Here is a 14,960-nt window from a genome sequence, read left to right on the forward strand (position 1 = left end):
ATTAGGATCGTTTAATTTTAGGATTTTTTTTATTATTGATTAAAGCTAGGATCACTACTATTAAAAGAATCACGGGCAATAGCAACCACCAATAATTAAAACTTGAATCCTCCTTTTCAGTCGCTTGCTTATTGATTTGTTCTGCTTCAATTTTTGTAAAGTTAAAATTTTTTACCCACGTCCAATTGGTTCCCTGTTCTGTTGTCACCTTGATATCTGCTGTATATTCTCCAGCAGTCATTTTTTGATCATAAAAAGACACAGGCAAATCAATCATTGAATGCGGAGCCATTCTCATCTCTTTTTTATTAAAATCAATCAATACTTTTGTACTATTTTTCTCTCTAATCTTAATATTAGCCGACATTTTTTCAACAAAAACTCCTTTAGTATTTGAAATATTTACAAATAAGGAGTAAACGCCGTCTTTTAATTTTAGATAAACATCGTTGAGCTTCATTACTGGTTTTATTTTTTTTGTATCTGCTTCACTGAGTAAGACACCGATTAAAAAAGCAAACTTATTCTGGATAAAGTTACTTCCATCCTGAGAATCACTCTCTCTGACAATTGGTTTCAATTGAATCCCACCCGTTATGTAACCTTCAAATTCTACTTTTGGAGCCATGATCGTAAAGTCGATCGTTTCACTACTATTCGGCGCTAAAGTGACTTCCTCTGGGCCTGTCATGATTTCAGCGAGATCGTAATTCAACGAAACATCTTTTTCTAGTTTGTTAGGTCCATACTCAATGACACCATTTCCATTTGTTTTTGCGCTATTCACATTGATTTCAACTTTTAGCTGTCTTGTGGATGTATTATTTAATTTTAGCTGAATCACTTGTTTCTGTCCAGTTTGTATTAAAAGATCGTAGTACCCAATATTTTTATCTTGCTGATTCTCAGGGAACAATACCTCATAAGAAAAATCCTTGATTAAATCAGATGCATTTTCATTAGAAAAAACTGTAATAGGCTTACCAAATAGGAAAATGATTCCTAAAATTAGATAATATAGTCGTCTTTTTTTTATCATTCACTATTTCCTATCGTCTAAGCTATGTAATGCACGACTTAAACTATCCTTCCTTATATTTTATGCTAACACTAATTGTTTAGATCTCTACTTATAATAAATTTTCTAAATGAACAACTTATAACAATAACTATCTACTCAATCTATACTCTATTTTTATTTTTTAGCATTCAATTATTTCCATTGGTTAAAAATTTATTGTTGTAAATCGTCTAGTGTCCATGATACTTGACCTGTAAATGACTCACCGGAAGCTTTATCTGCTTGTGCATCCGTTACAACTAATTTCACATCTTTAATCAATGTTGAAACTCCGCCTTTAATGTCGTTTGCTTTTGCTTTTACCAATACTGGTTGTTGTGTTGTCGCTCCAGCTTCTACAGATAACGATTTAACTTTTCCATCACCAAGTGTGATCCCTGCATTAGGATCTAATGCTTTAAGAACACCTTCATCACCTGGTTTGTTTGCAATAAAATCATTGTCTTCTCCGATTGTTGTACCAATATCATATGCTTGTGCATCATTTAAATTAAACGTTAGTTTAGATGCTAATTTCTTAGAAGCATCAGCTGTCGTCAATTCTGATAATTTAACTTTTAATTCCCATGGTGTAGAAACAGTTTGTCTGTCATCATTGACAACCAAATATTGGTCACCTACCACAGTGTTATTAAACGTTGCTGAAGCTCCAACAGCTTTTTGCTCACCAAATTGGAAAGAAGACGGTTTCCAAACAAGTGATAAGTTGTTTTTATAAGGTTTGTTTTCCCCAGGGATCGTTGGTTCGTCTGACTTAAAGTTCACACCAACATCTGTTTTATCTTCATATGTTTTTGCATCAGCTGAGGTAGCAAATGCCATTAATGCTGCTGTTGATAATAAGGTAACTAATACTGCTTTTTTCATTTTTTTACCGTCCTTTTATATTGAAAAGTATAGATTGACGATAGTTATTGTTATAAGTTGTTCATTCTTTGTTTTATTATTGTAGAAGTTCTATTTGGTCTCTCAATAGAGTGAATAAGTAGGCAATCAAGCCTAGGCTAGTTAACGAAATAAATAGTAAACTAAAGTTTAAGGTTAGTAGAGATTTTTTCTTTCTTAATTTTTTGATCAAGAAAACATCTCGCGATAACAGAATCAAGAAAACTACTAAAGACACAATAGCGATACCACCTAATATAAATATCCATAGATAATCGATCATTTATCTCACCCGCTTTCAGATTTTTTTCAAACTAAAGGATTCATCCTTTAGCTAGTCAATCAATTTTTTCTTTCTTTTTCCTTTTTTCCTTTTTTTCTTCCATTCAATTTCCATTCTTTTTCTTCTGACAAAAAGCATTGAAACAATAATTAGCATTAAACTTAGACAAAAAATCGTTGCAGCCTTGATCCATGTTGGCGTAATGATCTTAAACCCACTCTCATCATTCATTGTTTTTGCTTGTTCACCTGTGATTGTAAATTCTTTTTCAAACTTCCAATCACTGTATCCATCGTTTGCATTCATCGTTAAAATATAGTTGCCCGCTCGAACGGTTCCTGTGCCCCAATCCATTTCAAAATCAAAATGACTGTTTGGCGCCAACATATAATCTTCAACTTTCTTTTTCTTCAAGACTTTTTGACTATCTTTTTCTTTGACCTCAGCGATGATCTCTAAATTAGAAAGTATCTTGGGTTCAGGATTTTGTAAGGTGGTTAAAATCATTTTCTTACCACGTTTCAATGTTGACTTAGCATCTATTAAGTTCAATGTTTTAGAATCTTTATAATCATCTCCAGTTTCAGAGATAGTCAGACCGATTCGATAAGAAAATTTACTAGAAACCTGTTCTTCATTTTCAGAATCGTCCACTTCAAAAACCAGTGCCCCCATTTTCACCCCTTTGTAATGTTCTGTAGGAGGTATAAGCTTAAAAATAGCTTCCTTCTCTTCAAAGTTTCCAACCGTTAAACTAGGTGTTTCGACTTTTAGAATTGAGCTAATTGGATCATGAAGAGTTGTATCCAACATTTTTTTGTCATTTGTATATTCAATCGTTCCGTTGTCACCTGTAAATGCATCTGTTGCATATATTTTTAATTTAATTGGCTCTTTTTGTGTACTTTTTACTTTTACCTTTAAAAGTTGCTCTTCTCCTGGGACTGTTTGGATATAAAAATAACTTTTTTCTGGATCGATTTGTTTTCCGTTCAGAACGGCTGACACGGTATACCCTAAATTGGATGACTCGTCGGCAGCTAAAGATCTATTAGGAAATAAAAACAAGAACAAACTTGCAAGTACTAGTGTGTATACTAACGTGTGTTTTTTCATTTGACGTTTACTTTCTCCTTATTAAAATAGATTGAACAATCCTTTTTTATCGTTTCAATATAAATGTCTGTGTAGTATTTATTATTTGTATCTAGATAAATTTCTCCACTTAATCGTACACTCTCTTTTCCTTGCCATTGAGCGATAAACGAAGTTGCTTCTTTCTTTGCTTTGTCTTCTGTCTCAAATGGCCCTAGCGTGTCAATGGTTTCTCCTTCTTCATAGTAAAAATCTATTTTTCGGAAATCGTTCATTGCAAGAACGAATATGATATAAACTAAACTCAAAGCTAAGATCATCAAGACAAAGTAAATCAATCCAACTATATTGAATAATAAAGATAGAAAAAATAATATATTCAAGCTTAAAAATAATAAAACAGATACTATATGCTGTTGCTCTTTTTTATTAACCAAGTAAAACAAATAGGTAGAAAACATAGTCCATACCATTAATAGAAAACCAAAAACAAGATAAATAATCGATTCGGTCCAATTGTCATTTAATAACGATAGCAATTGAAGGAAAAATGACAGTCTTTTATCTATATAGAAATAAGCTTCTTTATAAAATAAATAGAAGTTTATTAAATATATGATCCATCCTGCCACAAGGATTCCTTCTATAAGAAAGAAACGCCGTAAAAAAATATTTTTTATCGTATTTGTGTTACTCATTAGTTATTTCATTCCTTTTTAGGTTTTGTACTTTAAATTTTTGAGCTAGTTATGCGTCATTTATAGACAAAGAACATACCCAATTGTTCGAATCGTTTTTAAATATTGGGGTTCTGATACATTTTTTTCTATTTTTTTCCGAATATGAAAAACTATGTTTGCTACACGATACTGCTTATTCGCCACATGTCCGTTCCATAATACTTTGTAGAGTTCTTCATATGTTGCTCTTTGCCCGCATTTTCCTTTTAAATAACTAACTAACTTGTATTCTAGCGGTGTCAGAGAAATTTCTTGCTCATTTTCTATACAAATCGAAAGGTTGTCACTATTTAACTTCAAACGCTCTTCAATCATTTTTGGCACACTTGCTTCTTTTGTCTTCGTTTGGAGCATATTAGATAGAATTAGTTGAAATTCATTAGGTGGTGTGTGTTGGTCAAAAACAATTGTTGCTCCTAATTCTAGATATATGAAACGTTCAATTGGCGTACTATCTGTCACTAATAAAAAAATCAGCGGATAAGTATTACTTTTTTCTTTTAAAAGTAATTCACAAATCTGACCTACTCTCTCACCATTGGGCTTCACTGCACAATCAATAATGATTGCCTCCAATACTGGATAATTACTTCTGTCACTTTCCTGTTCCAGTGAAAAAAGATTGTAGCCTTTTTCTTTCAGGACATCTATATAAGAAGAAGATGGGTTTTCTAGTGGATATAATCCGATGTTAACCATATACATTCTTCCTCCTTTCATCTTTGATATTTTTTTGCTATACTACGAGGTAGAAAAATGATTGAATTTCCCTGATTTATTTTTTCTCAGAATTAGTGATTATAAGAAGAAATGTTCTAGTCGTTATAACACGCTGTTTTTTTAGCTGTGATGACGCTTTTTTTGACGGTTATTCTTCTAAATTCAGTTCGGCATCCAGAATAGAAATGGCCTTTTCTCTAGTTTCCCATAAAGAACTGGCATACGTATCTAAGGTCAGCTTGATCGATTGATGGCCTAGTAAACGGCTTAAGGTGGCAATATCGCTCCCATTTTCAATGCATCGTGTCGCAAAGGTATGCCGTAAGGCGTGGAAATGGATCGGCTCTATGTCAGCTTTGGCAAGGGTCTTTTTAAACCAATAATTGATCAGTCTAGGTTCTGCGTATGAGTGTTTATAGTTGATCACATAGGTACTGACCGCCTCCGCTTTTTTCTTTGTTAAGTAAGTAAGTAAATTTTGGGCAATCGGTATTTTCCGCACCGAGCTTTTTGATTTGGGCAGATCAAATACAATCTCTGTCTTGGTTGTTTTCCCTGGCACAGACACTCTCTGGATTGTGCGGACCACTTGGATCGTTTTGCTTTCTAAATTGATATCGGACCACGTTAAAGCCCCGATTTCACCAATTCGCATGCCGGTGTACAACGCGATAATGATCGGTGAGCACCCTGGCTCTTTCAGGGCAGCTTTTTCTAATATTCGTTGTTGTTCCCGAGTTAAAATGGCGATATCTTTTTTCCGGATCGCTGGCAGGACAATGCCGTCACACGGGTTTTCTGGAATGGCTTTTTCAAAGTAGGCTTTATTCATGGCACTTTTAAAGATCGTCAAGACATTATGGATCGTGGTCAGACTTAATTCTTTATCCGATAAAAGAAGCATTAATGCCGTGATGTCTTTTTTCTCAATATGAAGTAATTTTTTCTTTCCTATATAAGGCAAGATATGTTTGCGCATTTTTGTTTGATACGACGCATAGGTCGACTGTTTGATTTGACGAACGATTAAGTGATCCAACCAGTACACGAGCCATTCCTCTACTGTCCCTTGAAATTGGGTCGTAAGCTGCTTTGAAAATGTCTGGCGTGCTTTTTGACGTTCTAAGGTTTGTTTGACCTCCCTATATTTTTGACCGTAAATGTAGCCGTAGAGCAGTTTTCCTTGTTCATTTCGCCCTTTTCGGTAGCGCCCTTCCCAGCGGCCATCTTTTCGCTTATAAATATTTTCGCCTTTTTTAGTTATCGTAAGTTCCTCCTTCGTTTGACGAGAGAATTGACGGCTAGAAATCACAAAAAACCGTTTTTTTCATATTTTTTTCATTTTTACCCAATAATAAAACGATAAAAATTAAAGAACTTTTGTTTTTTTGTTATAGACTTTTCGTTTTCTTTGTATTAGAATAGAATTTAACGAACAAAATCGTTTATTTATAACAAAAAGAACTAAATTTTCTTTCTCATAATCACTAATTCTGAGAAAGAAAATTTAGTTCTTTTTTGTCATCTTTTTATTTATAAATAGATTATACTAAAAGAAAAACGATAGAGCGTCTCGTTGAAGCGCTTACATTTCTCGTTGATGTTTTTTATTAAAGAACTAGATAAAAACATAGTAATAACCAGACTCTTCAAAAAAACAATAAATACCATAGAACCTAATGCTATGTAAAATACATCCCTTTACACTCTATTCACAATAAAAAATGATTGTCATTAAAAAATACTCAGTTGATAAAGTTAGCTAAAGCAGCTTTATCAACTGAGTATCAATTTTTCTTTAAATATTCTATTGCTCTTTTTTACGTTTACGAATGATAACCATTGCTACTTCAGCTAACAGAATAGCGCCAATCATTATCAAGCTAGTGCTAACTTTTTCACCTAGGCTAGCTAAATAGCCTTTTTGAGGTGGGGTAATAGCTGGTGAAACATCTGATGGAATATTGACTTGTGTCGCTTTATTCGTCACGTTTAAAGACAATAGTTTAGGTTCGTTTTTTGCAGATGACTCAATAGTAAAAGTAACTTTTTCTTGTGATAATTGATAGCCATTTGGGGCTTTTTGCTCTACAAAGTAATAAGAACCCGGCGCCAATTTATTCACATGAATTTGGCCTTTTTCATCTGTCACTAAATTTTCCTCAACCATCATTCCAGACTGCTGATAAAGATTAAATGCTGCACCACTTAACGCTTTTCTAGTCATCTCATCTGTCTTATTCAATTGAACAGAGCCTTGATAATTGACATAATCTCCTAAATCAAGGATAAGCGATTCTGGTTTTCCCATTGTTTCCTTGATAGTAAATGTCTTAGGTGCTGAATTCAGGAGGTAGCCCGATGGGGCCTTCACTTCCACTAATGTGTATGTCCCACCTTTTAAACCTTTAGCAAAAATCTCACCATCAACTCCAGAAATAAGCCTTGTAATAGCATTATCCTCTTTGTCATAAGCATTGACAACTTTGCCATTTTCATCGTGAATTTCAAATTCTGCTCCAGCTAAAGGCTCCGAGACTAGTTCTCCTTTAGCAACCTTTCGTGCTTTGATTCCTACTTCATAATTTACAATTGATACTTCTTCCACAGGAGGTGTTGTCTCTTCACCTGCTTTTACCGTAAAGTAGATTGGCTGTTTATTGATTACATAGCCGTGTGGTGCTTCGATTTCAATGATTTTATAGTAGCCAGGACCTAATTTATCAATGTCCAGATGACCATCTTCCCCTGCCTCGATATACTCTTTTCCATCGATTTGTACAAGTTCTTCCGATGAGCCTTTCGCTCTATAAACAGCAAATTTTGCTCCAGCTATCGGTCGACTTCCTTCACCAACTTTCGTTAAACCTACTTTTCCTTTAAAATTCTGGAATGCGCCCAAATCAATTTGTGTAGGTTTCCCTTCATGTGATTGTGCTACGTTAAACAGAATCGGATACTCATTTTTAACATAGTCTTGTCCATTCTCATCAACAGGCGCTTTTGTTTCAACCAAATAGTAACTTCCTGGTGCTAAACCATCGTATTGAATGAGTCCATCACGATCAGATGTCAAGTTTGCCACTACTAACTGTCCGTCTGTTTTATACACAGAAAATTCTGCCCCAGCCAAGGGATTCCAATGACTATCCACCTTTTTAATTTTGAACGATCCTTGGTAGTTTGTCATTTCAGCTTGAACTGCCTTTGGTTTTCCAACGGTATTGGGTTCAATTACTACTTTGACTTTTTCAGTGTTCAATAGATATTCTACATTCGGGCCAACGCTCACTTCTTTAAAGTAATACGTTCCTGGAGCGATATCTTCGAGTAATAATTTCCCATCAACGTTCGTTGTGCCTGTTTGAACAACTTTTCCTGTTGTATCTTCTAAAGCAAATTCGACCCCCGCTAATAACTTATTGCCACTGGCTGTTTTGCCATACTTAGTTATTTCTGCAGAACCCTTATAATTGATGAAATCAGCAGATAATTCAATTGTTTCTAATGGCTTATCTGATTTTTCAGGTACTACGATATTCTCGATGGCTTCTTTATTTAATAAAAAACCATTTGGAGATGATAATTCTTTTATTACGTACTCTCCAGGTCCGACATCTGTAAATATCACTTTTCCATCTGCCGCGGAGTTTACTTTTTTAATAGGGGTTGTCACATTATTTTTATTAAACAATCCGAATTCAGCTCCAGCTACAGGAACTCCATGCTGATCTTTTTTAATAAAACTAATCGCAGACTGGTAATTAATAAATGCATCATGCATTCCAACTTGAACAAGTTGGTGATCACTATTTTCCACTATTTCAAAAGGAATCGCATTCGTGTTGAGAATATACCCTGTCGGTGCTTTCGTTTCAGTCAAACGATATTTGCCAACAACTAATCCTAGAATAATTAAACGACCAGTCTTATCCGTTACTAACGCTTGGTTCACAGGTTTAGTAACCCATGTATCAGTAAGGCTGTTATAGACTTCTAATTTAAATTGTGCACCTACTAACAGTTGTCCTTTTTCGCCTTGTTTTTTTAATTCAACTTTTCCAAGAGGATTTTGGATAACTAGTGGTGTTCCATTTGTTGTAGATTCATTGATTTCGACATCTTTGCCATCAACCAAGCTTTGATCGATTGTGTAACCTAATTCAGTTAATGCTCCTGTCTCTTTCAAAATGTAGTGTCCATAAGGTAGATTACCGAAAGTTATCAAACCGTTGATACCAACGGTGCCGGAACGTAAAATTTGTGTTTGGTTTTTATCCCAAAGTTCAAAAGTTGCTCCTTCCGGAAGTACTTGACCTAATGCACCAACTTTTTTAATAATCAATTGACCACGTTCACCAGAGCTAGAGCCGCCACCTTCAATAATTGTGACGTTCGTGTGTCCTTCTCCTTCTTCATCGATTTCAGTTTTCCCATCACTTGTAATATGAATATCATTTGAAACTGTTCCTGTCGTTCCCTCTAAGAAAATCATTGTCTTATATTCCATGATCAATGGGCTCTCTATTTGTTGGTATTCACCGATAAATTTAAGGATCATCTTTTGTTGCCCAGTTGTATTATCTGTTGTTGACTCTACTGTGTAGTCAGTATCTTTCACTAATTCTTTGGTTCTATCAATAGCAATATTTCCCTCACTATCTACTTTCGTTCCAAAAATATGCAATGTATCAATATTAATAGATTGATTAGGTGATGGTGTATCTTCTACTGTTACATCATAAAGTGTTGATTGACTGCCGTTTAGTGTAACAGACCAGTCAACGTAGCCATCTTTATCCTGTTTACCACTTTTACTTGTAAATTCACCACCGTGATTCACAGATACTTCACCATGTAATGAGTGATCTTCATATTTGTCATTACTAAACACAGCATCATTATCATATTGTTGATTGATTAAAAACGGACCGCCAACTTCTGTTCTAAATTCAACAAGATACGTTCCCGAATCATTATCGGGGAAATCAACGATCAACATTTCCCGGTTAAGAACGTCTGGCTGCTGAATACCAAATTCTTCATATTCTTGTGGGGTTAATTCATTTCCTTTTATGATAGAACCATCATTATCTACTGTATAATGATAAATCTTGATAGAATTCCAAATATATTTTTCAAGAGGTGAAATTAAATCTGACAGTTTGGCATTCTCTAAGTCTTTATCACTATAGTTCACAGCGAGTGACCACGTAATTTCCTTTTTCACAGCATTGTAAGAACCAGATTTCGACCCGTTGTATTTCGTTGGTTCATTTGGTTTGAATTCTGCAAAATCGTCATTGGTGATTAAATCACCTGCGTCCGTCTCCCATTCTACTGTAGCATCATTTCTAAATTTTTTGTTTGGATCATCTTCTGGAATTGCTTCTGGATCGTAATTTGTTGTATACGTAATTTTAAATGAATGATCCGTTTTCACATAGCTTCCAATAAACACAATGTCAAATTGACTTGTTGTTTGATTATAATCTAATGTATAGTCCGTTCCTAAAATTAATGCTTTATTTGTTTCATTATCATGTATATTGACCGTTTCTGGTTTAAGTGTCAGTCCCTCACTCAACACATCTTTCAGTTTCCAATTGTTCATGCTGTAATTATTTTTATTGATATCAATCGACCAAGCCACTGTATGGTTGGTGTAATCCATTGCACCACGTTTTTTTATGATATTTTGAGGCGTCAAATTCCCTGATTCCCCGTCATTTTCACCATTTTCTGTAACCACATCATTTTTGATGACTGTATTTTCATCAAGAATCCCATCATATCCCGTTGTATAATCGATATCTACTGCTGTTTTAAGCTCACCGATAAATTTAATTTCAAAGCCATTACCAGCTGAACTATCTAAAGTATAATCTACCCCTTCAACCAATTGACGTCCTCTAACAAGATTACCGCTTTGGTCAGAGACCATTTCATACAAATCAACAGAACCATCCACTAAAAACATATGACTATCTTGAAACGTATCTTTAATTGAACCGTTGGAAATGACTTTTTCGCCATAATTATATCGGATAACCCAATTAAATTCTTGCTTAATCGGGTCATAATTCCCCTTAAACTTACCAATTTTTTTCCCATATTGAGCTGAAACAGTAGCTTCAGTTGTGGCTTCTTCTAACCCTTTTGCCGTAAGAGCTGCATGGTTTTTGAATGAAATAAAGCCACCATCATTCGGCTTAAAGTCTTCGTTGATAGACGTTGTATATTCTAGACGATAGGCGTTGCTTGTCAACCCTTTAAAAGAAACTGTTCCATTTGAATCAACTGTATATGTCGATGGATCAGCAACTCTTTGCGATCCTTCAACCACTTGGCCATCAAAATCAACATCTACTTGGTAAACCTTAACACTTTCATAAGTCGTTCCTGTCGGAAAAGTTTCAATAACTGTTGCATTTTCCAATGGATCTAACGCTTTGTTTACATCAACATCCCAAATAATTTTACTTGGATTCAGTTCTTTATCAAAATGACCCTTTTTATCAATATTATCTCCTGTATAATTAGGCTTGATCACGATAGATCCACCTAAATCTTCATGTCCAGGAGGAACAATCACGATTTCTCCAGGCCCATCAATATTATCTTTATCAAAATCACCACTAAAGTGAAATTTTCCTACAATATCAGAAGCATTCTTAACTTCTTCAGTAAAAATAATTTTGATACTGCCATCCGTGTTGATTAATACATTTGCATACTGATTACCCTCTTTATCCGATAATGGGAAAACTTGGTTTTGGGTAACTTTTATAGAATTAGGCATTTGAAACTCATAATAATCTCCTGCTACCATCTGAGCACGTATCTCTTCATTCAGCTCAAATTCAAAAGCAAATTTAACATGATCATTAATTGTCGGTTCACTTACTGGGTTACCATCCTTATCTGCGAATGTTAACGACATTTTTGTCAGAAAATCATCCGTTAATCCTGCTTGTTTGTATAACTCTTTAATATCAATAGCTGCTCTGCGTTTTGCAATTTGTCCTGAATTGCTTGATGATGTTTCATTTGTTTCCTGACTTTCAGCTGTTGTTGATTCTGAAGTAGTTTGGATTGGCAGTTGTTGTGTTTCTGTAGATGTTGATGATTCTTCTACTGATTCCAGCATTTGCCAATTTTCTGGAAAAGGAACCGTTTGTTCTTGATTTCCTAAGCGAACAGTAACATGATTTTCGAGGGCTTGCTCTGTTACTTTTCCTGCTATATCTATGAGTAGCTCACTATCCGTATTTTCATTGATACTTAAATGAACTTGATTACCTGTAACTTGATACGTTCCATGACTTACTTGTTGCGTATCTTTCAATTCTTTTATGCCAGTATCGGTTGCTGTATAAGCAGGCGATAGCTGAATAACTGCTTGTTTTTGATTTGTTGTTTTTACAGTTAATTTTAATTGAATCGTTGCTTGCTGCTTTTGACTGTTTTGATCAAACATCGCTTCTGCTATAGTAATTTCATCATCACTAAGTAAAGTTTCTGCAATTGCAATCTGCGGTACTATAACTTGCGCTAAAAGTAAAAACGTTAAAAATACATGAATGATTTTTTTCATATTAATCTCCTTCACCGTTCCTAATAAATTACTTGAATTCTTTATTTTTGACATAATTCTATTGTGAAAAAAGAATAACACGGGGAAGCGATTACAAAACGTCAATTTTTTGATTTTTTTTTACTGTTTTTTGATTTTTTGATATAAATATCATTTTTATCTATTTTTTATCAAACCCCATAATAGGCTATCCAATTCTGCATAATCCATCTTTGTTAATTCTGTATCAAAGATGACATTTGGAACAGTCTTTTCTGATGTCTGAGGAACTTTGCTAGTAGAAACGATCAGCTGATAGTTGTTATTATCTACTGTATCAGGTGTAACGATTTCCATATTATAATCATTTTGATAATTCTTTTTCAATAAGAGCATTAAACGCTTCTCCTCAAATATGGGTAAATCTGTTACCAATAGAATCGTCATCTTTTCTTCTAATTGAGGTAACTCTGTGATAGACGCATACATGACTAAATAGCGAATGATCAAAAAGCGTCTTTGTAAAAATAGATGATTCTTCGTTTTTATATATAGGTCGTTGATTATTTCCTCCAATTGTCTAACCAAATTAGGGTATTTCAATTGTTCCCGATCCCAATAATTATATCCATTCATACTAAACCTAAAACCGTGAAACAATTGGCAAAATGCGTGAGAACTAAATATATAATCACGGAGTAAGTGAGTATTATTTTGGGGAAATTTCAATTGGTTTGCTTTTGCCTTCAATTCATGTTCAAAAAAGAGAATCGATTGATAAAGATCCGTTTGATTTCGTTCATGAAAATCATAAATTTGCTCTCTAACTTTTTCATTGCTGTAACATTCATCCCTTGTCAATAAAACTGAAAACAAGAATGCCGATTCGGCCTTTGACCATGTCTCTTCAAAAAAGTAGTTCTTTATCCTCTCTTCATACAGGTCAAACAAAGGATTATTGTTCGTATTTTCAAAAACAACAGCTTTCTGCTGGATCGTATGGCCTTTTTGATTTCTTACAATACAAATAGCAATATAATAAGCTAGATTTTGCCGTCTGAATGAAGAAAGTTTAAGTCCAAATACTGATTCGATTTCCTCAATGATAGAAGCCACTCTTGCTTGAGATACTTGAGGAAACGGCCAGGTCTTTCCTTTAAACAGCAGCCACATAATAGAATACAATAATTGACGGACTTGCCCTTCTTCCCCAACTAGCTGAAAACTTCCTTTTTTTATATCTAACTGATAATGTTGGATTTTTTTTCTGAATTCCTTGGTTAGACGCCAAACCGTTGACTCGCTTGTATAATTATCATGAGCGAATTGGATAGCAGACGAAATAGTCTCAAAAAATATACCGTACATCAAACGATAACTTAATGTATTCTGTAATTGATAAAGTAAAAAATCCTCCACATAGACCAACGAATTTGTTTGCAAAAAATAACCCAATTTCTTATCATATAGAAGTTCAATTTTTTCTTCCTGATGAAAATTCTCAATATCCTCTTGAACGAGGTGCAAGTATTTCTCAACAGTTCGCTTTGTTAAATCAATTTCTTGAACAAACTCAGCTACTGTGACCCACCTTTTAGTATAGGCCAAGTATTCTATTAAAAGGACTTTGGCACTGACGCCTTGGTCAAAAAGATCTAAGTCTTCTGTATGTATAATCATTGATAAACACCCCTAGTTTCGTGCAAATAGTCTTATTGCATATGATTTGTAAAGAATCATTTCTCTATTAAAATTGTAAATGAATCTATTCAATTATGCGAAGAAAATGACTACTCAATACCGTTTTATTCAGATTCCTAGACTCAGGACTACCACTTGTTTCGTTTATTCAAGTATTCGCTGAATAAATGAAACAAAAAGTAAAACAAGTGCTATGCGACCTCAGTCAAACTTGTCCTTTTTTCCAGACAGTTTTGACTATTTGAATTCTTTCACGATATTCTATTGACTATCCCCACCTCTTTAAGTCAGGATAACTTTACAACATGGAACAAAAAAAGGCGCCCTGTCAGAAGACGGTCATCTTCTAAACAGAGCCCTGTATTATCAGCACAAACTAATAATACAAGTTGCCTCGCCAATAATTGCTTATTGACTACCTTTATTGTACTAAAAGTAAAAACGGATTTCCATTCTTTTTTACTTACTCAATAATGATAGTGAATGGTTATTTAACGAACGCTTCATGGTATTAGTAGCTGACTAATATCATTTTTTTGTGTGTTGAATTTAGGTAATTAGAGCGAAAAACTAAAATAAAAAGGCACTCTGCAAAAGGACGGACATCCTCGTACAGAGCCTCATATTATCAGCACAAACTAATAATATAAGTTGCCCAAGTCAATATTTTCATATCGACTCTTTCATTTTACTCAATTTTTGTAAGAAATACTAGTTTATTTTTCAAATCTTGTTAGTTTGAAGCAGTTGGTTGGTATTTGTTGCACTTTTGCACGGTATTAGTTGGTCGCTAATGCCGTATTTTTTCGCTCTTTTTATAAATAGCAAGCGCCTCTCTTCTCCTTTTTTAAATACGATATTCTCGTATTTCCATTCTAC

The 14,960-nt window shown here is 34.3% G+C and carries 9 protein-coding genes; all 9 read right to left on the bottom strand.

Features of this window, described 5'->3' with window-relative positions:
* Position 1: 1 nt before the first annotated feature.
* Positions 2–1,039: a WxLIP family cell surface protein gene (locus I583_RS13755; RefSeq protein WP_010762022.1), complete on the bottom strand. Its 1,038-nt coding sequence runs from the start codon at positions 1,037–1,039 to the stop codon at positions 2–4.
* 195 nt (positions 1,040–1,234) lie between these two features.
* On the bottom strand, positions 1,235–1,948 hold the full coding sequence (locus tag I583_RS13760; protein ID WP_010762023.1) for a WxL domain-containing protein: 714 nt from the start codon (positions 1,946–1,948) through the stop codon (positions 1,235–1,237).
* A gap of 76 nt (positions 1,949–2,024) precedes the next feature.
* Complete coding sequence (locus tag I583_RS17020) at positions 2,025–2,249, bottom strand: hypothetical protein (protein ID WP_071865903.1); 225 nt, start codon at positions 2,247–2,249, stop codon at positions 2,025–2,027.
* A 51-nt stretch (positions 2,250–2,300) separates the two neighbouring features.
* A complete protein-coding gene (locus tag I583_RS13765; protein WP_010762024.1) occupies positions 2,301–3,365 on the bottom strand; it encodes a WxLIP family cell surface protein in 1,065 nt (354 codons plus the stop codon).
* Positions 3,362–3,976, bottom strand: coding sequence for a hypothetical protein (locus I583_RS13770; protein WP_244264885.1), 615 nt, complete (start codon positions 3,974–3,976; stop codon positions 3,362–3,364). The genes I583_RS13765 and I583_RS13770 overlap by 4 nt, the downstream gene beginning before the upstream one ends.
* A 126-nt stretch (positions 3,977–4,102) precedes the next feature.
* Positions 4,103–4,783 carry a winged helix-turn-helix domain-containing protein gene (locus tag I583_RS13775; RefSeq protein ID WP_010762026.1) on the bottom strand — a complete coding sequence of 227 codons (681 nt, stop codon included), beginning with the start codon at positions 4,781–4,783 and terminating at the stop codon, positions 4,103–4,105.
* Between the two features lie 169 nt (positions 4,784–4,952).
* Entirely contained in the window at positions 4,953–6,116 is a 1,164-nt protein-coding gene (locus I583_RS13780; protein ID WP_010762027.1) for a tyrosine-type recombinase/integrase, read from the bottom strand.
* A gap of 495 nt (positions 6,117–6,611) precedes the next feature.
* Positions 6,612–12,401: a SpaA isopeptide-forming pilin-related protein gene (locus I583_RS13785; RefSeq protein WP_010762028.1), complete on the bottom strand. Its 5,790-nt coding sequence runs from the start codon at positions 12,399–12,401 to the stop codon at positions 6,612–6,614.
* 156 nt (positions 12,402–12,557) lie between these two features.
* Positions 12,558–14,060, bottom strand: a complete 1,503-nt coding sequence (locus I583_RS13790; protein WP_010762029.1) for an AcpB/EbpR/MafR family transcriptional regulator — start codon at positions 14,058–14,060, stop codon at positions 12,558–12,560.
* Positions 14,061–14,960 lie beyond the last annotated feature (900 nt).

Origin of the sequence: Enterococcus haemoperoxidus ATCC BAA-382, from assembly GCF_000407165.1 — a bacterium.
Classification (GTDB): domain Bacteria; phylum Bacillota; class Bacilli; order Lactobacillales; family Enterococcaceae; genus Enterococcus_L; species Enterococcus_L haemoperoxidus.